Origin of the sequence: Lactobacillus sp. ESL0791, from assembly GCF_029433255.1 — a bacterium.
GTDB lineage: Bacteria > Bacillota > Bacilli > Lactobacillales > Lactobacillaceae > Lactobacillus.
On record NZ_JAQTHU010000001.1, the window covers coordinates 700,044 to 718,430 of the forward strand.

General features: G+C 41.9%; 8 protein-coding genes, 5 tRNA genes, 3 rRNA genes, 1 pseudogene and 1 riboswitch. Of the genes and pseudogenes, 14 read left to right on the forward strand and 3 right to left on the reverse strand.

The window, feature by feature from the left end; translation table 11 throughout:
- Positions 1–268: 268 nt before the first annotated feature.
- Positions 269–1,375: an ISL3 family transposase gene (locus PT285_RS03515; RefSeq protein ID WP_277147848.1), complete on the forward strand. Its 1,107-nt coding sequence runs from the start codon at positions 269–271 to the stop codon at positions 1,373–1,375.
- On the opposite strand, the gene PT285_RS03520 is transcribed toward PT285_RS03515, so the two are convergent.
- Together PT285_RS03520 and PT285_RS11430 are read right to left on the reverse strand one after the other, a co-directional pair.
- Positions 1,295–2,416, reverse strand: a complete 1,122-nt coding sequence (locus tag PT285_RS03520; protein ID WP_277147850.1) for an ISL3 family transposase — start codon at positions 2,414–2,416, stop codon at positions 1,295–1,297. The two genes, PT285_RS03515 and PT285_RS03520, sit on opposite strands and share 81 nt — an antisense overlap.
- Positions 2,417–2,728: 312 nt before the next feature.
- Positions 2,729–3,552: pseudogene (locus PT285_RS11430) on the reverse strand (IS66 family transposase).
- A gap of 364 nt (positions 3,553–3,916) precedes the next feature.
- Between PT285_RS11430 and PT285_RS03535 the strand changes: the two are divergent.
- The 11 genes from PT285_RS03535 (at position 3,917) to PT285_RS03585 (ending at position 13,050) form a co-directional block, all read left to right on the forward strand.
- Positions 3,917–4,435 (forward strand): TetR-like C-terminal domain-containing protein, encoded by a 519-nt coding sequence (locus PT285_RS03535; protein WP_277147854.1) that lies wholly within the window; start codon positions 3,917–3,919, stop codon positions 4,433–4,435.
- A gap of 353 nt (positions 4,436–4,788) precedes the next feature.
- A 16S ribosomal RNA gene (locus PT285_RS03540) occupies positions 4,789–6,356 on the forward strand.
- 220 nt (positions 6,357–6,576) lie between these two features.
- Positions 6,577–9,489 (forward strand): 23S ribosomal RNA (locus PT285_RS03545).
- Positions 9,490–9,565: 76 nt separating this feature from the next.
- A 5S ribosomal RNA gene (rrf, locus tag PT285_RS03550) occupies positions 9,566–9,682 on the forward strand.
- Together the 16S, 23S and 5S rRNA genes with 5 tRNA genes alongside form the textbook arrangement of a ribosomal RNA operon.
- Positions 9,683–9,693: 11 nt before the next feature.
- A tRNA-Asn gene (locus PT285_RS03555) sits at positions 9,694–9,766 on the forward strand.
- A gap of 4 nt (positions 9,767–9,770) precedes the next feature.
- A tRNA-Ser gene (locus PT285_RS03560) sits at positions 9,771–9,861 on the forward strand.
- Positions 9,862–9,885: 24 nt separating this feature from the next.
- A tRNA-Val gene (locus tag PT285_RS03565) sits at positions 9,886–9,958 on the forward strand.
- A 102-nt stretch (positions 9,959–10,060) separates the two neighbouring features.
- A tRNA-Glu gene (locus tag PT285_RS03570) sits at positions 10,061–10,132 on the forward strand.
- A gap of 4 nt (positions 10,133–10,136) precedes the next feature.
- Positions 10,137–10,209, forward strand: a tRNA-Val gene (locus PT285_RS03575).
- Between the two features lie 66 nt (positions 10,210–10,275).
- A riboswitch (SMK box riboswitch) is annotated at positions 10,276–10,388 on the forward strand.
- A complete protein-coding gene (gene metK / locus PT285_RS03580) occupies positions 10,386–11,582 on the forward strand; it encodes a methionine adenosyltransferase (RefSeq protein WP_277147856.1) in 1,197 nt (398 codons plus the stop codon). Its footprint overlaps the riboswitch before it by 3 nt.
- 13 nt (positions 11,583–11,595) lie before the next feature.
- Entirely contained in the window at positions 11,596–13,050 is a 1,455-nt protein-coding gene (locus PT285_RS03585) for an MDR family MFS transporter (protein ID WP_277147858.1), read from the forward strand.
- 35 nt (positions 13,051–13,085) lie between these two features.
- Here the strand turns inward: PT285_RS03585 and PT285_RS03590 are convergent, their stop codons facing one another.
- On the reverse strand, positions 13,086–13,736 hold the full coding sequence (locus PT285_RS03590; protein WP_277147860.1) for a phosphatase PAP2 family protein: 651 nt from the start codon (positions 13,734–13,736) through the stop codon (positions 13,086–13,088).
- Positions 13,737–14,009: 273 nt separating this feature from the next.
- Between PT285_RS03590 and leuS the strand changes: the two genes are divergently transcribed.
- Both leuS and PT285_RS03600 read left to right on the forward strand, forming a co-directional pair.
- Positions 14,010–16,442, forward strand: a complete 2,433-nt coding sequence (gene leuS, locus PT285_RS03595; protein WP_277147862.1) for a leucine--tRNA ligase — start codon at positions 14,010–14,012, stop codon at positions 16,440–16,442.
- Positions 16,443–16,675: 233 nt separating this feature from the next.
- Positions 16,676–18,319: a polysaccharide biosynthesis protein gene (locus PT285_RS03600; RefSeq protein WP_277147864.1), complete on the forward strand. Its 1,644-nt coding sequence runs from the start codon at positions 16,676–16,678 to the stop codon at positions 18,317–18,319.
- Positions 18,320–18,387 lie beyond the last annotated feature (68 nt).

Below are 18,387 nucleotides of genomic sequence, written 5' to 3' on the forward strand. Positions count from 1 at the left end.
AGAACGTTGATTTATCAACGTTCTTTTGCTTTGTAGGACTAAATTTGGACTAAATGGGTGCTGAATTGCGGCTCTCCGTCAAGTGCTGTTGATGAAAAATAATATTTGATTTTAAATGGTTGTAGAATAAATCCTGTTGATGAGTACCTTATGGTATCTTATTAATAGGATTTATTGCTGTTTAAAAGCAAAAAAGAAGACATTCAAAACTGTCTTCCCTCAATTATCCATTAACGCTCTACCATTATGTTTTTTAAGGAGCTTTGTTATGTCTTCTCTTGATGATTATTCTACTAAACTTTTGCTTGATATTAAAGATAATAACCTTGTTTTTTCTGGCTTTTATCTTGCTAAGGATCATGTTACCAAGGTTCTCATCGCTGAACTTATATTGCCTATAACTTCTTGTCCCAATTGTCATGACCCTTTAGTCCATAACGGCCACTGCCTTTCTCACATTCACTATCTTGCTTTTGATGCTTCTAAGCCGATTCAAATCGAATTGCATAAGCAGCGCTTGTATTGTCGAACTTGTCACCGCTCTTTTATGGCCACCAGCCCGCTAATTAATAAGCATTGCTTTATTGCCAATCCTGTTAAGCAAAAGGTCATTAATGACTTAACTGTTGATCGTTCCATGAAAGACATTGCCTGCTCTGACAATGTTTCTTCTAATACCGTGTTACGGACACTAATTAAGTTTAAAAAGCAGCCTCAGGTTGATGACTATGATTACTTGCCAGAACATATTGGGGTTGACGAATTCCGCGGTGTCAACCGCCAATTGCACTTTATCTGCGTTGATGGCGACTCCCATCAGATCATCAAAATTTTGCCCACGCGCTTAAAAAAAGATATTATGGCTTTCTTTGAAAAATTTCCCCTAATCGTCAGAAGTAAAGTCAAAACTGTTACTATGGATCTCAATGCCTATTATCAAGATATTGCCCATGCGCTTTTCCCTAACGCCCAAGTCATCATTGACCGTTTCCATATCGTTCAAATGCTTAATCGTTCCTTCAACCAATTGCGCGTCCAAACTATGAAACGGTTTGATCATCGTGACCGCCGTTACATCTTGCTCAAATACTACTGGAAGTCATATCTAACACCCTACAACAAGCTGGAAGTTAAAAGGGTCAAGTATTACAAGCACCTAAGAGATTGCATGACGCAAGAGCAAATCGTTGAGGAAGGGTTGGATGCAAGTCCCAAATTACGGGCTGCTTACGATTTAATGCAGACCCTAAGACAGTCGCTTACCGAACATGATTCTAAACAAATGGCCAAGCTGCTAAAAAGTCGAGCTGACGTGGGTGGGCAAATGAAAACGACACTTAAAACTTTTAAACGTAATCTTCATTTGTGTACCTAAATCTTCTTGGCAGTCTAGTAATTCCAACATTCGTCCCACATTCTTTGTTCTCAATGCTTTACTAAAGCCTTGCAGGAAATTATAGGTGTTTCTCAGCTTGGACGAACAATCAAGTCCCTCATCTACGATAAAAGCTTGATTAGACATCCTTTTGAGATGGTGATAGTACTTGAGTTTATCGCCTTTTAAATCAGCTACCGGCTTTAAATAAAACTTCCAGTAATACTTGAGCAGTTTGTAATGGCTGTCGCTATGTTCATACTGTTTCATGGTTTGGACTCGCAGCTGGTTAAAGGAACGATTAAGCATCTGAACGAGATGAAAGCGATCAATAATAATTTGCGCATTGGGAAAAAGTACCCGAGCAAGATCTTGATAATAAGCATTGAGATCCATGGTAATGGTCTTAACTTGTCTTCTAACTAGCAAAGGAAATTTCATAAAATAATTTTTAATGTCCTTTTTACGCCGGCTTTCTAAGATTTTAATAATGCGGTGACTGTCACCATCAATACAGATAAAGTGCAATTCTCCTTTTACTCCACGAAATTCATCGACTCCTAGGTGTTTTGATAAGTATTCATAGTCACACATTTGCGGCTGATGCTTGAACTTGGTGAGTTCGCGCAAAACAGTATGGTCAGAAACATTGTTAGCTTTGGCAATATCCTTCATTGAACGATCAGTGGTTAATTCTTGAATAATTTTCTGCTTGCTAGGATTGGCAATAAAGCAATGTTTATTAACCAAAGAGCTAGTTGCTTGGAAAGTATGCTGGCAATTATTACAAATCATTCTTTGCTTATAAAGCTTAATCTTAATAGGCCGAGAGGCATCATAAGAAGGATAGCTGAGAGTAGAAATATAGCCGCCATAAGGAGCAAGCGAACTATGGCAATTAGGGCATTGCTTTAAAGAAGACAGCAGTTTAGCCACTAATATCTTGGTTAATTGATCCTTAGCCAAATAAAAATCAGAAAAAATAATGTTAGGGTCTTTAATATCGAGTAAAAATTTAATAGAATTATTGAGAGAGGTCATAGTCAAAGCTCCAATCTTTTTAAGTGGTATTAGGAAATTTAAGTGGAGGCTAAGGCCTCTTTTTTGTACAAAAAATATCCTGTTAACATAATACCATAGAGTATTCGTCAACAGGATTAATTGTAGAACCTGAATTGCTGTCAAGTGTAAGCACAAAATAACCACATGTATTTGAAGGCATACAAATAGCAGCATAAAAGCGTCAAGATTCTTTCTTTCTTGACTTGCAGACTTTTGTTCCCACGGCATATATGTATTCAATGCTTCTTCTTGGAGAAAGGCTCCTAATTTTTGCAGCTCCTCTAATAAAAGCTATAGATATGCAAGTATATCTATGCCATTTTCAGTCGCACTTTTAATTAGCGTTAACCAAATTGCATTCGCTTCCGCACCTTTAGGATTTGTACTAAAAAGGAAATTCTTGCGGTCAATCACTAAAGTCTTGACTGCTTGTTCACAAGTATTATTGCTTAGATCGACTTCACCATAATCTAAGACATGGTTTAAATATTCCTGTTGTCCATTTGCATAAGCAATGGCTTTACCTAAACGTGACTTAGGCAATACCTTGATTTCTGACACACATTTCCAAAATTCAGCTAGTAATGGTTTCATTTTTTTTGCCGCATCACTAAACGATCGGCCGCTGGCAAATCTTGCCACATTCGTTCTTTAGCGAACATTTTCTGAATAATGTCAAATGGCGCTTGAGCCTGCTCGTCAGTTTTTAAAGCATCAAAGAATTTTCGCCTAGTATGAGCCCAGCAGCCAATCCGTGCCTTGCTAGCAACTTGATTGTAACCAGCATAACCATCACACTGCAAAACGCCAGTGAATCCTTGATATAGTTCTTGAGCAAAACTACTAGCACGCGTGGGGCTATAAGCATAATAAACTGCTGCCTGCTTAGCTCTTTCAACCGTTCGCATCACCCAAGCATATGACTTGGACTGGGCTGGGCGCTTTGCTTCACGCAAGACCTGGACAGTTGTTTCATCACCTTGAAGATATTGCTGTGCCAGCAAATGCTTATGAATTGCATCACAGACTGGTTTGACAAGCTTAACACCATTAATTACCCAATTGGCTAGAGTTGCATTACTAGTCTGCCAGCCTAAGCGTTGCCAGTTCTGCAGCTGCCGGTATAAATTTCTTCTTTGACCAACTTAGCCGGAATATAGCGCAGCTTATTCTGGAGTAGTTAACAGCCAACCTTAGTTAGTTGATGTAATGATCTTGGTTTGAGGATAGTTACCTTAACTTCAACGAAATCACGTTTATTTTCCAAAATAAATCACCTCAAAAATTATTTCTTGAGCTAATTATCGCAAAACTAACAGATTAGCAGAAGACGGCCAGTTATTTTGTGCTTACATTAAAATTTTAATATGCATAGATTATTTTTACTGAAGTATAATTTTATATTGAAATTCTTATATTTGTATGATATATTACTTAATATAAATATAATTTTAAAATACGATAAGGAGGAGAATATTGATGGTACTCTCAATATCTGAAAAAGTTTTAAAGCAGGATTTAGGTACAAAGAAAATAAACAAGTATTTTATCATTGATTTTTGTGAGACAGCTGGCATTTCAAGAACTGTATTTTATAAGCAGTACAAAAATGCCGCGGGCCTTTTTACATCTGTTCTTGTACTTCAGCTAAAAAGAGCCCTACGCAATCCTCGTAATAAGCCAATTAATCGTTTAGTTTATGATCTTCTGCTTAAGATGTATCAAAATAAGCAATTTTATATAAATATCTATAATATTGTGACGAATCCCAATGAGTTTCATACTACCTTAAAAAAAGAAATCGCTAATTCGCTGGAAGGTTATATGAGACCTAAAGGTCCCTTTTCAGTCAGAAAAATCGAATTGGTTGCCGAGGGCGTGTACGCAGTGATTTTTCATTGGGTAGCGAATGATTTTAAAGAAGATATAAGAGATATATATCAATGTATAAATTTGTTTCTTCCAGTAATTGAAGAGTATTTAAAGAATGATAGATAAATTATATAGATATGTATAAGCAGCTTAATTCAAAAAAGAATAAAAAAGACTTGCCAAGGGGAGGATAAATTGCTAATATAAATAACTGTCGCCGGGAGGTAAGCAAAAAGAGCTTAAAAGAAAGCGACAAGCGAGCGAAAAAAGTTCTTGACAAAGAGAGCAAAAGTTTGCTAATATAAATAAGCTGCTTTTGAAAGAGGAAGCAACAGGTAGTACCTTGAAAACTGAACAATGTTTTCGCAAAATGTGCGGGTGAAAGAACCCAAACAAAAGAGCGAAGTCAATTTCGCAAGCAAATAAATCTGAGATAAACAATTTCAGAAACGAATGAGCAAACATTCAAACAAACAGATAAAAATGAGAGTTTGATCCTGGCTCAGGACGAACGCTGGCGGCGTGCCTAATACATGCAAGTCGAGCGAGCATATTTAACGGAATACTTTCGGGTAGGAAGAAAAATAAGCGAGCGGCGGATGGGTGAGTAACACGTGGGGAACCTGCCCTCTAGACTGGGATACCATTTGGAAACAGATGCTAATACCGGATAAGAGCGAGAAGCGCATGCTTCAAGTTTAAAAGGCGGCTATTAAAGCTGTCGCTAAAGGATGGCCCCGCGGTGCATTAGCTAGTTGGTAAGGTAACGGCTTACCAAGGCAATGATGCATAGCCGAGTTGAGAGACTGAACGGCCACATTGGGACTGAGACACGGCCCAAACTCCTACGGGAGGCAGCAGTAGGGAATCTTCCACAATGGACGCAAGTCTGATGGAGCAACGCCGCGTGAGTGAAGAAGGTTTTCGGATCGTAAAGCTCTGTTGTTGGTGAAGAAGGATAGAGAGGGTAACTAATCTTTATTTGACGGTAATCAACCAGAAAGTCACGGCTAACTACGTGCCAGCAGCCGCGGTAATACGTAGGTGGCAAGCGTTGTCCGGATTTATTGGGCGTAAAGCGAACGCAGGCGGAAGAATAAGTCAAATCAGAAAGCCCCCGGCTTAACCGGGGAATTGCATCGGAAACTGTTTTTCTTGAGTGCAGAAGAGGAGAGTGGAACTCCATGTGTAGCGGTGAAATGCGTAGATATATGGAAGAACACCAGTGGCGAAGGCGGCTCTCTGGTCTGTAACTGACGCTGAGGTTCGAAAGCATGGGTAGCGAACAGGATTAGATACCCTGGTAGTCCATGCCGTAAACGATGAGTGCTAAGTGTTGGGAGGTTTCCGCCTCTCAGTGCTGCAGCTAACGCATTAAGCACTCCGCCTGGGGAGTACGACCGCAAGGTTAAAACTCAAAGGAATTGACGGGGGCCCGCACAAGCGGTGGAGCATGTGGTTTAATTCGAAGCAACGCGAAGAACCTTACCAGGTCTTGACATCTCCTGCAATACATAGAGATATGTAGTTCCCTTCGGGGACAGGAAGACAGGTGGTGCATGGCTGTCGTCAGCTCGTGTCGTGAGATGTTGGGTTAAGTCCCGCAACGAGCGCAACCCCTATTATTAGTTGCCAGCATTAAGTTGGGCACTCTAATGAGACTGCCGGTGACAAACCGGAGGAAGGTGGGGATGACGTCAAGTCATCATGCCCCTTATGACCTGGGCTACACACGTGCTACAATGGCTAGTACAACGAGGAGCGAGACTGTGAAGTTAAGCGAATCTCTTAAAGCTAGTCTCAGTTCGGATTGCACTCTGCAACTCGAGTGCATGAAGCTGGAATCGCTAGTAATCGCGGATCAGCACGCCGCGGTGAATACGTTCCCGGGCCTTGTACACACCGCCCGTCACACCATGAGAGTCTGTAACACCCAAAGTCGGTAAGATAACCTGTAAAGGAGTCAGCCGCCTAAGGTGGGACAGATGATTAGGTGAAGTCGTAACAAGGTAGCCGTAGGAGAACCTGCGGCTGGATCACCTCCTTTCTAAGGAAGAAGACAGTGGAAGAGTAGGCAAACTACTAAAGAAGCAGTCAACGGAAGCACATGGAGCGAGACATTGTTTAGTTTTGAGGGTAATACCTCAAAAAGTGTTAGTACATTGAAAACTGAATATAATCCAAGAAAGATAATAAAAACCGAGACAATCATAAAGATAGAGAACAGATTGTAGAGCGACCGAGAGAGTAAGATCTTAAAGTAATAAGGTCAAGTAAAGAAGGGCGCACGGTGAATGCCTAGGCACAAGCAGGCGAAGAAGGACGTGACTAACGACGAAATGCTTCGGGGAGTTGTAAGTAAACAGAGATCCGGAGATGTCCGAATGGGGGAACCCAGTACAAGAGATTGTATTATCATTAACTGAATAAATAGGTTAATGAGGCGAGACGCAGTGAACTGAAACATCTAAGTAGCTGCAGGAAGAGAAAGAAAAATCGATTTCCTTAGTAGCGGCGAGCGAAGAGGAAAGAGCCCAAACCAAATGATTTATCATTTGGGGTTGTAGGACTACAAAGAGGTATTGTGAGTGATAGCAGAATTAGTTGGGAAACTAAGCCAGAGAGGGTGAGAGCCCCGTAAGCGAAATTGCAAGCAAGCCGAGTAGGATCCTGAGTAGGCCGGAACACGAGGAATTCCGGTTGAATTAGCGGAGACCATTCCGTAAGGCTAAATACTAGTTTGTGACCGATAGTGAACCAGTACCGTGAGGGAAAGGTGAAAAGAACCCCGGAAGGGGAGTGAAAGAGAACCTGAAACCGTGTGCCTACAAGTAGTCAGAGCCCATTAAAGGGTGATGGCGTGCCTTTTGTAGAATGAACCGGCGAGTTATGTTAATTAGCGAGGTTAAGTCAGAAAAGATGGAGCCGAAGCGAAAGCGAGTCTGAAGAGGGCGAGTAAGTTAGTTGATGTAGACCCGAAACCAAGTGACCTATCCATGACCAGGTTGAAGGTGAGGTAAAACTCACTGGAGGACCGAACCCACGTAAGTTAAAAATTGCGGGGATGAGTTGTGGATAGCGGTGAAATTCCAAACGAACTTGGAGATAGCTGGTTCTCTCCGAAATAGCTTTAGGGCTAGCCTTGTGGAAGAGCATAATGGAGGTAGAGCTCTGTTTGGACGAAGGGCCCGTCAGGGGTTACTGAATTCAGATAAACTGCGAATTCCAGATATGTATACACAGGAGTCAGACTGCGAGTGATAAGATCCGTAGTCGAAAGGGAAACAGCCCAGATCACCAGTTAAGGTCCCAAAATCTATGCTAAGTGGAAAAGGATGTGGAGTTGCGTAGACAACTAGGATGTTGGCTTAGAAGCAGCCATCATTAAAAGAGTGCGTAATAGCTCACTAGTCGAGTGACGCTGCGCCGAAAATTTACCGGGGCTAAGCATAGTACCGAAACTGTGGATGTGCACGAGAGTGTACGTGGTAGGAGAGCGTTCTAAATGCGGCGAAGGCTAACCGAGAGGATAGTTGGAGCGTTTAGAAGTGAGAATGCCGGTATGAGTAGCGCAAGACAGGTGAGAATCCTGTCCGCCGAAAGACTAAGGTTTCCTGGGGCAGGCTCGTCCGCCCAGGGTAAGTCGGGACCTAAGACGAGGCCGAAAGGCGTAGCCGATGGATAACAGGTAGAAATTCCTGTACTGCGTTTAATCGTTAATAGCGAAGGAGGGACGCAGGAGGCAAGGAACGCATGGTGCTGGAAACCATGTTTAAGCAACAAGTGCGTAAGTGAGTGAAATGCTTGCTAACAGACAACACAAGTTGTGATGAGGAGCGAAATTAAAGTAGCGAAGGTTCTGTAGTCACACTGCCAAGAAAAGCTTCTAGCAAGAGAGAGCGTACCCGTACCAGAAACCGACACAGGTAGTCGAGTGGAGAACACTAAGGTGAGCGAGAGAACTCTCGTTAAGGAACTCGGCAAAATGACCCCGTAACTTCGGGAGAAGGGGTGCTGGTCGCAAGATCAGCCGCAGTGAATAGGCCCAAACAACTGTTTATCAAAAACACAGGTATCTGCAAAGTCGTAAGACGACGTATAGGTGCTGACACCTGCCCGGTGCTGGAAGGTTAAGAGGAGAGCTTAGACGCAAGTCGAAGGTTCGAATTGAAGCCCCAGTAAACGGCGGCCGTAACTATAACGGTCCTAAGGTAGCGAAATTCCTTGTCGGGTAAGTTCCGACCTGCACGAAAGGTGTAATGATTTGGGCACTGTCTCAACGAGAGACTCGGTGAAATTATAATACCCGTGAAGATGCGGGTTACCCGCGACAGGACGGAAAGACCCCATGGAGCTTTACTGCAATTTGATATTGGGTAGCTGTTAAACATGTACAGGATAGGTAGGAGCCAGAGAAGCTAGGACGCTAGTCTTAGCAGAGGCAATGTTGGGATACTACCCTTGTTTGATGGCTACTCTAACCTAGACCGCTAAGCGCGGTCGGGGACAGTGTCAGACGGGCAGTTTGACTGGGGCGGTCGCCTCCTAAAATGTAACGGAGGCGCCCAAAGGTTCCCTCAGAATGGTTGGAAATCATTCACAGAGTGTAAAGGTATAAGGGAGCTTGACTGCGAGAGAGACAACTCGAGCAGGGACGAAAGTCGGGCTTAGTGATCTGGTGTTACCGCATGGAAGGGGCATCACTCAACGGATAAAAGCTACCCTGGGGATAACAGGCTTATCTCCCCCAAGAGTTCACATCGACGGGGAGGTTTGGCACCTCGATGTCGGCTCGTCGCATCCTGGGGCTGAAGTAGGTCCCAAGGGTTGGGCTGTTCGCCCATTAAAGCGGCACGCGAGCTGGGTTCAGAACGTCGTGAGACAGTTCGGTCCCTATCCGTCGTGGGCGTAGGAAATTTGCGAGGAGCTGTCCTTAGTACGAGAGGACCGGGATGGACATACCGCTGGTGTACCAGTTGTCTTGCCAAAGGCATAGCTGGGTAGCTAAGTATGGCCGGGATAAGCGCTGAAAGCATCTAAGTGCGAAGCCCCCCTCAAGATGAGATTTCCCATACGTAAAGTAGTAAGACACCTCTAAGACTAAGAGGTAGATAGGCTAGGAGTGGAAGAGCCGTGAGGTTTGGAGCGGACTAGTACTAATCAGTCGAGGACTTGACCAAAAGCGAAGCGATCTGGAAGGTTGATATTAGAAGATGGATTATATTTAGTTTTGAGTGTAAAAGCTCAGAGAAGAAGTACGGTGGCAAAAGCAAGAAGGAAACACCTGTTCCCATGTCGAACACAGAAGTTAAGCTTCTTAACGCTGAGAGTAGTTGGTGGGAGACTGCCTGCGAGGGTAGGAAGCTGCCGTGCTTTTTTAATAATCCGGCTTAGCTCAGTTGGTAGAGCGCTTGACTGTTAATCAAGATGTCGTCAGTTCGAGTCTGACAGCCGGAGTAATGGAGTGTTGTCCGAGCGGCTTAAGGAGCATGATTGGAAATCATGTATACGGGTTTAATCCTGTATCGAGGGTTCAAATCCCTCACACTCCGTTGACTTAGTTTTAAGTCATTAATGGAGGATTAGCTCAGCTGGGAGAGCATCTGCCTTACAAGCAGGAGGTCACAGGTTCGAGCCCTGTATCCTCCATTAAAAGTGGTATTAGTAAAAATTTGCTGCTTATTATCCCAAAGTTCTTGATTTTTATCATTTGTTTAGTATACTAGTAAATGTGCTTATTCAAGAGCTCATGACCCGTTGGTCAAGTGGTTAAGACATCGCCCTTTCACGGCGGTAACATGGGTTCAAATCCCGTACGGGTCACTATGGAGGATTAGCTCAGCTGGGAGAGCATCTGCCTTACAAGCAGGAGGTCACAGGTTCGAGCCCTGTATCCTCCATCGTTCTGAGACTACCAGATGAAATGGTAGTCTTTTTTAATATTTAAAATGTAGAACGAATAATTTTATCGGTTCAAGTCCTGAGAGGATTCAAGTTTTATTGCTTAAATTTGGTTTAGCATGAAATAATGAAGATGCCTTGTAACCGAGTGGCTATTGTCTATAGGGGGACTATTATGGAAAAGCGTTTGTTTACTTCAGAATCTGTTTCTGAAGGACATCCGGATAAAGTGGCTGATCAGATATCTGATGCTATTTTAGATGCTATTTTGGCAAAGGATCCAGTAGCGCATGTGGCGTGTGAAACTATTGTTACTACTGGTTTAGTTTATGTTTTTGGCGAAATTTCTACTAATGCGTATGTTGATATTCAAAATGTGGTTCGAAAAACTGTATTACGAATTGGTTATGATAAGCCAGAATTGGGGTTTGATGGTAATAATTGTGCGGTACTAGTTGATATTGATGAGCAATCATCTGATATCGCTGAAGGTGTAGACCATTCGCTTGAAACAAGAGAAAATTCGACTGATAAATTAGATCAAATTGGTGCTGGTGATCAGGGATTGATGTTTGGCTTTGCAATTAAGGAAACACCGGAATTAATGCCTCTGCCAATTTCACTTGCACATCGCTTGATGAGAAAGGTAGCTGAATTAAGGAAAAATGGCACTTTGGAATGGCTTCGTCCGGATTCTAAAGCCCAGGTTACCGTTGAATACGATCAGAATAATAAACCTAAACGGGTTGATACGGTTGTAATTTCTACGCAGACCGATACTCAAGTGCCCAATAATGAAATTCGTCAGGCAATGATTAATCAGGTAATTAAAAAGGTTATTCCAGCTAAATATTTAGATGAAAATACACGCTTTTTGATCAATCCGTCTGGTCGGTTTGTTATTGGTGGGCCAAAAGGAGATTCTGGCTTAACTGGACGTAAGATTATTGTTGACACTTATGGCGGTTATGCACGTCATGGTGGTGGCGCTTTTTCTGGAAAAGATCCGACAAAGGTTGACCGGAGCGCCAGTTATGCTGCGCGTTATGTTGCTAAAAATATTGTTGCTGCGGGTCTTGCATATCGCTGTGAAGTGCAACTCGCATACGCAATCGGGGTTGCTCACCCGGTATCTGTGATGGTAGATACATCTGGTACAGGAAAGGTCAGCGATGAGGTTTTGACTGCTGCAATTCGGCAAATTTTTGATTTGCGTCCAGCCGGAATCATTAAAATGTTGAATTTACAGAAACCAATTTATGAACAAACAGCTGCATATGGTCACTTTGGTAGAACTGATATTGACCTGCCATGGGAGAAGACGGATAAAGTTAAAGAATTGCAAGACTTTGTGAAAAATGTAAATGAGTAGTATGAGGTAATTGATGAAAAAGACAAAAGTGCCAGTAGTGATGCTGGCAATTTTTATGACAACTTTTATGACCGCAATTGAAGGAACGATTGTCTCAACGGCAATGCCGACGATTGTTTCGGATCTGAATGGTCTAAAAATAATGAATTGGGTTGTATCAATTTTTTTATTTATGACCGCCGTTTCAACGCCATTATACGGTAAATTAGCCGATAGTATGGGTAGAAAACCGGTTTTCTTATTCGGAATTGCCCTGTTTGTAATTGGTTCTTCACTTTGCGGGCAGGCAAACAATATGATTGAATTAATCCTTTTCCGGGTAATTCAAGGTTTAGGATCCGGTGCGATTCAACCGGTTGCAATAACTATCATTGCTGATTTATACACATTGGATAAAAGAACTAAGATGCTAGGGCTTAATTCTAGTTTTTGGGGCTTTGCCTCAGTTATTGCTCCGCTGCTTGGCGGCTTTATTGTTCAGAATCTTTCTTGGCACTGGGTTTTCTATATTAATGTGCCAATTGGAGTTATTGCATTTTTATTGATTATTTTCTTTTTAAAAGAGCCAAAAAGAAATGCTAAAACTTCGTTGGACATAAAGGGCACCTCATATTTAATAGTTCTTCTTCTTTCACTGATGTTTTTCATGCAGGAATTAGGCAGCCTCAGCTTGCTTGTTACACTGGCACTTCTGTTGTTAATTGTTGCCGCAGCTGTGGCATTTTTTAAGGCAGAAACAAAAGCAACTGATCCGATTATGCCGCTTGGAATGTTAAAAGATCGGGAGTTTCTAGCTCTTAACTTAATTACACTGTTCATTTCGGGAGTGGTGATTGGTTTTGAATTTTATATTCCAACTTGGATGCAAGGAATTAATGGTACCAATGCTTCAATCGCCGGTTTTGCGGTAACTCCAAGCTCGGTAATGTGGGTTGTTGGTTCATTTACAATTGGTGGATTATTAAATAGGTTTGGAATTAAAAAGTCTTTTGATGGTTTTTTGCTTTTGCTGACAGTTGCCGATGTATTGCTGCTGCTTGTACCGCTACATACACCGTTTTGGGTATTTTGTGTGATTGCGGCGATGAACGGCTTTTCCTTTGGTTCGGTGATTACTGCTTCCCAGGTGCGCTCGCAAGTGCTTGTAGAAAAAGAAAATATTGGGGTGGCAACTTCGTTTAATACTTTAATGAGGTATTTGGGCCAAACCATGATGGTTTCAATTTACGGCATCACTTTTAATACGGTTGTTGCCCGGCACCTTGCTCAGCATCCGTCGTTAAACGAAGGAATGATGAATAAAATTGTCTCTGCCGAAAAAGCGAAGGAATTGGCACCTAACTTGATTCCACAACTTAGGCAGGTGTTATTTAGCGCTTTAAAGGGTGTTTATGTTGTTTCACTTGTAGTTATTATCATTTCGTTTGTTCTTAACCATATCTACCAGGATCATCAAATTAAGGAATAAAAAAATTCACATCGGTAAGGATGTGAATTTTTTACTTATCTGTCGCTTTTTTCTTTAAGATAAAAATGGTAGAGGAAGGAATAGCCCAGCAACAAGAATGTGATCCCTTCAAGAAAGCCGCCTACAACGTCCGATGGGTAATGAACATGAGTAAAAATTCTCGTGTAGCCAATTAATAACGGAAAGCAGACCCATAAAAAAATCAGAATAGATTTAAGCAGGCGATTTTTTATTAATAAAATTGTTAAAACAATTAGGATTCCAAATAATGCGGCACTGCCGACTGAATGACCCGACGGAAAACTGTAACCACTTGCTGAAACTAAATGGTGGGCACTGGGCCTTGGCCTGGCGATTACGTGCTTGATGATCCAATTATAGCCGTTAGCGGCAATCATCGTTCCTGCCGTAAATAGGGCATAGGCATATTGCCGAAAAACTACTAGGATAATAAATAAAATAGTGGTCTCGATAACAATGACACTCGTGTTACCCAAGTTGGTAAAGGTAGTGGCAAATTTAATGTTTTCCGGCTTATCGTTACAAATAAAATTAATGACGGTGTTATCAAAATCATGAATAAATTGATTACCAGAGGATACTAAAGTAGCCCATATAGCATAAATAATTGTAAAAATACAAGTAATAGGTAACACGTCTTTTGGTGGATGTTTTGTATTAATCAAAGTTTTCTCCCCTTGTTTTTTTTAGCATATGTGGTAAATTATAATCAATATCAATAAAAAAATAAAGGTTAGGAACTAATAGCAGTTAAGTTTTTGTACAGAGATGGATTGGTTGGTGTAAAATCTAAAAAACAAACTGTGAACTGAGCCTAGATATTGCCGTGCGTATTGCCATCCGCGTTAAGGGGCAGCAAGGGTTATGCTGAATAAGCATGAAACTTAGGTGGTACCGCGATTGTTCGTCCTATGAATTGATTTCATAGGACTTTTTTTATGAAGGAGCTAAAAGCTGTGTATAATCATAAAGTTGTTGAAAAGAAATGGCAGAAGTATTGGGCAGACCATGATACTTTTAAGACGGGGGACGATCCCAAGAAGAAAAATTATTACGTGATGGATATGTTCCCGTTTCCATCTGGTAAGGGCCTCCATGTTGGGCACCCAGAGGGTTACACCGCGACTGATATCACAGCGCGAATGAAACGGGCACAGGGTTACAATGTGCTTTATCCGATGGGTTGGGATGCTTTTGGTTTGCCGACAGAGCAATATGCGCTGCAGACAGGACAGGATCCCGCTATCGTTACCAGGCAGAATATTGCCAATTTCAAGGAACAACTGCACAAGCTGGGCTTTTCTTATGATTGGAATCGGGAAATTGCCACCTGTGATCCAGAATATTATAAGTGGACCCAGTGGACTTTTGAGCAAATGTACAAGAATGGCTTGGCATACGAGGCTGAAGTTCCGGTTAACTGGTCACCGGATTTAGGAACGGTTGTGGCCAATGAAGATATTGTCGACGGCAAAACCGAGCGTGGCGGTTTTCCAATTTATCGGCGCAATATGAAGCAGTGGATGCTGAAGATGACAGCTTATGCTGACCGCTTGCTTGCTGGCCTTGATAAGTTGGACTGGCCGGAAAATATTAAGGAAATGCAGCGCAATTGGATCGGTCGTTCCGTTGGTGCACAGGTTACTTTTAAAATTAAAAATTCAAACAGAACCTTTGATGTCTTCACGACACGGCCGGATACTTTGTTTGGTGCCACTTACGCTGTGTTAGCACCAGAAAATAAGCTAGTTGGAGAAATTACTGCTGCTGGCTGCAAAGCAGAAGTGGATGCATATGTAAAAGAAATTGAATCAAAATCCGATCTTGAAAGAACAGATCTTAATAAAAATAAGACCGGTGTCTTTACTGGTGCGTATGCGATTAATCCGGTAAATGGCGAAGAAATACCGATTTGGATTTCTGATTATGTTTTGGCGAGTTACGGTACTGGTGCGGTGATGGCGGTACCTGCTCATGACAGTCGTGATTATGAATTTGCCAAAAAGTTTAATTTGCCGATCAAGACAGTTGTTAAAGGCGGCAACATAGAAAAAGAAGCTTATACCGGCGATGGTGTCCACATTAATTCTGAATTTTTGAATGGGTTGAAAATTGAGGAAGCTAAGACAAAAATTGTTGACTGGCTGGAAGAACATAATGTCGGTAAAAAGAAGGTTAATTACAAGCTGCGTGACTGGGACTTTAGCCGGCAGCGTTACTGGGGTGAACCTATTCCTGTCATCCATTGGGAAGATGGGGAAACAACACTGGTTCCGGAAGACCAGCTGCCACTTGTTTTGCCGCATGAAACTGATATTAAGCCATCTGGCACGCCGGAGGGCCCGCTGGCTAACCTGACCGACTGGGTGAACGTTGTTGATAAGAACGGCCGTAAAGGCAAGCGTGAGACCAATACCATGCCAAATTGGGCTGGCTCTTCGTGGTACTTTATCCGTTATGTTGATCCGCATAATGACCAAAAATTGGCTGATTATGACCTTCTTAAGAAATGGCTGCCTGTTGATCTCTATATCGGCGGGGCGGAACACGCAGTGCGTCATTTGCTGTATGCGCGCTTTTGGAACATGGTTTTGTATGATTTAGGTGTGATTCCAAACGAGGAACCGTTCCAGCGTCTATACAATCAAGGCCTGATTTTAAAGAACCATGAAAAAATGTCCAAGTCCAAGGGTAACGTCGTTAACCCGGATGACGTGATTGAGGAATATGGTGCAGACAGCCTTCGAATGTATGAGATGTTCATGGGCCCGCTGGACGCATCGATTGACTGGGATGATAACGGTCCGGCTTCAACAAAGAAATTTTTGGACCGGGTATGGCGTTTATTCGTAAATGATCTTGATTTAAAGGCCATTCCGCAAGAAAATATCGTAGCAGAAAATGATGGCACATTGGATAAAGTCTATAATGAAACGGTTAAGAAAGTTACGGAAGATTTTGAGGCACTGCACTTTAATACCGCAATTTCGCAGTTGATGGTCTTTGTGAATGCAGCCCAAAAGGCAAAAACAATTCCGCGGGAATATGCGGAAGGCTTCATTACCCTGCTTGCACCAGTAGCACCGCACATGATGGAAGAAATTTGGCAGATTTTTGGTCATGATGAATCGGTTACTTTTGCTAAGTGGCCAAAATATGATGCCTCTAAGTTAATTGAGGCAACGGTTGAAATGATGGTCCAGATTAATGGGAAATTGCGGGGCAAGTTCGAGGCGGCTAAAGATACAGACAATGAAACCTTACAAAAAGATGCGTTAGCTTTGCCGCATGTTCAGAAGTTTTTAACTGGTAAAGAAGTCAAAAAGGTAATTGTGATTCCGAACAAAATCGTGAACATTGTTGCTAAATAGGCTATTATATGTAAATCTTTTTGTAGTTAATCATGTATTGTGTTTCTAAGAGTAAAAATTTAGTGATTCTATTTTTAATGGAGTAGAATCACTTTTTTACATCTAAGAATAATTTATTGAAAAACTGGCCAGATAATAGTTAATTTTTCTTAAAATGGATAATTATTTTGTTGAGAATTGACAGCATTGCTTGCAAAATAAGATAGTTAGTATACTAGATTTAGGAAAATTAGATGAAAGAAAATAAAATAAAAGGAAGAAATACACAAAGCACTTTTATCAAGGGCTCGGCCTGGATGACCGTTGGTTCAATTACTTCACGGATTCTCGGTGCGGTATATATTATTCCTTGGTTTGCTTGGATGTGGCCTTACGGCAACATTGCTAATGCAATGACCGCAAGAAGCTATAATATTTACAGTATTTTTATTTTGATTTCGACTGCAGGAATTCCGGGTGCCGTTGCCAAGCAGGTGGCAAAGTATAATGCACTCAATGAGTATGGAATTGGCCGCAAATTATTTAGACGCGGACTAATCTTGATGATGTTTTTGGGAATCATTTCTGCAGCAGTAATGTATTGGGCCTCGCCGATTCTGGCTTCTAATGGCAGCCAAAGTGATCCGCGCCAGATTGAAGTAATGCGCAGTCTATCGTACGCGATTTTAATTATTCCAATTTTGAGTATTATGCGGGGGTATTTTCAGGGCTATGCAGATATGATGCCCTCCGCAATGTCACAGTTTATTGAGCAGTTTGCGCGGGTTATCTGGATACTTCTGACGGCCTACGTCATTATGAAGATTCAGCATGGTTCGTTTGTTCGGGCAGTTATTCAATTTAATTTGGCGGCGGCAATTGGAGCAGTTTTTGGCATTGCCGTTTTGGTCTGGTTTTTACTATCACGCAGGCAAAAATTGAATGTCCTGGTTGAAAATTCCAATAATCAAATTAAGGTTTCAACTTCCAGCCTTGTGCGAGAAATTATTGCCCAGGCAATCCCGTTTATCATCATTGATGCGGGGATTCAACTTTTCTACCTGGTTGATCAGTACACCTTTCACCCAATAATTGCCAGTCTGGTTAATGCTAATTACGACACAATTGAAACATGGTATGCTCTGTTTTCCCTGAATGCCAACAAGTTAATTATGATTATTGTGTCTTTGGCAACTGCGATGGCGGTTACAGCAATTCCGTTGTTATCTGCTGCCCATGCCCGGCGGGATTACCAAAATATTTCGTTGCAAATTGGAAATACGCTTGACCTATTTTTGTTTGTGATGATCCCGGCAGCTTTCGGCATGGCTGCAATTGCGACACCGATTTATACTATTTTTTATGGTTATGACATCTTGGGTTCCAGTGTCCTGTATGTGTCTGCGTTTACGGCCATTACACTGGGCTTGTTTACCGTCTTAATGGCAATCCTGCAGGGCCTGTCAGAAAATAGTTTAGCGATTAAATATTTGGTTCTAGGCTTAATTATCAAAGCCATTATGCAGTACCCGATGATTTTCTTGTTTAAAATATATGGCCCTCTTGCATCAACCAATCTGGGTATGCTGACCATTATCTTTTTGGCACTCAAACATTTGAAAATTAATTTTTCGTTCAACAGTAGCCGTACCAATCGCCGCTTTATTGGAGTGATGGCATTCTCAATTGGGATGTTTCTGCTGGTTCTTTTAACTGAAAAATTGCTGGGTTTTGTTCTCACACCAACAAGACGCGGACAAGCATTTATTATCGTGTTTGCTTCCGTTTTAGTTGGCATCATCTTTTATGCTTTTGTGACGCTTAAGACAGGGCTAGCGCAGAAAGTCCTGGGTGACCGGATTGTTCAGGTTTTGCACAAATTTCATCTTCACGCGTAAAAACGTATTGCTGCTGGCGGCAATACGTTTTTTTGCAAGAAAAAAAGCTAGTCAATTGACTAGCCTTA

Excerpts from the sequence above, each read along its gene's own strand:
- PT285_RS03515 (WP_277147848.1), top strand. The coding sequence starts at position 269 with ATGTCTTCTCTTGATGATTATTCTACTAAACTTTTGCTTGATATTAAA.
- PT285_RS03520 (WP_277147850.1), bottom strand. The coding sequence starts at position 2,416 with ATGACCTCTCTCAATAATTCTATTAAATTTTTACTCGATATTAAAGAC.
- PT285_RS03535 (WP_277147854.1), top strand. The coding sequence starts at position 3,917 with ATGGTACTCTCAATATCTGAAAAAGTTTTAAAGCAGGATTTAGGTACA.
- metK (WP_277147856.1), top strand. The coding sequence starts at position 10,386 with ATGGAAAAGCGTTTGTTTACTTCAGAATCTGTTTCTGAAGGACATCCG.
- PT285_RS03585 (WP_277147858.1), top strand. The coding sequence starts at position 11,596 with ATGAAAAAGACAAAAGTGCCAGTAGTGATGCTGGCAATTTTTATGACA.
- leuS (WP_277147862.1), top strand. The coding sequence starts at position 14,010 with ATGAAGGAGCTAAAAGCTGTGTATAATCATAAAGTTGTTGAAAAGAAA.
- PT285_RS03600 (WP_277147864.1), top strand. The coding sequence starts at position 16,676 with ATGAAAGAAAATAAAATAAAAGGAAGAAATACACAAAGCACTTTTATC.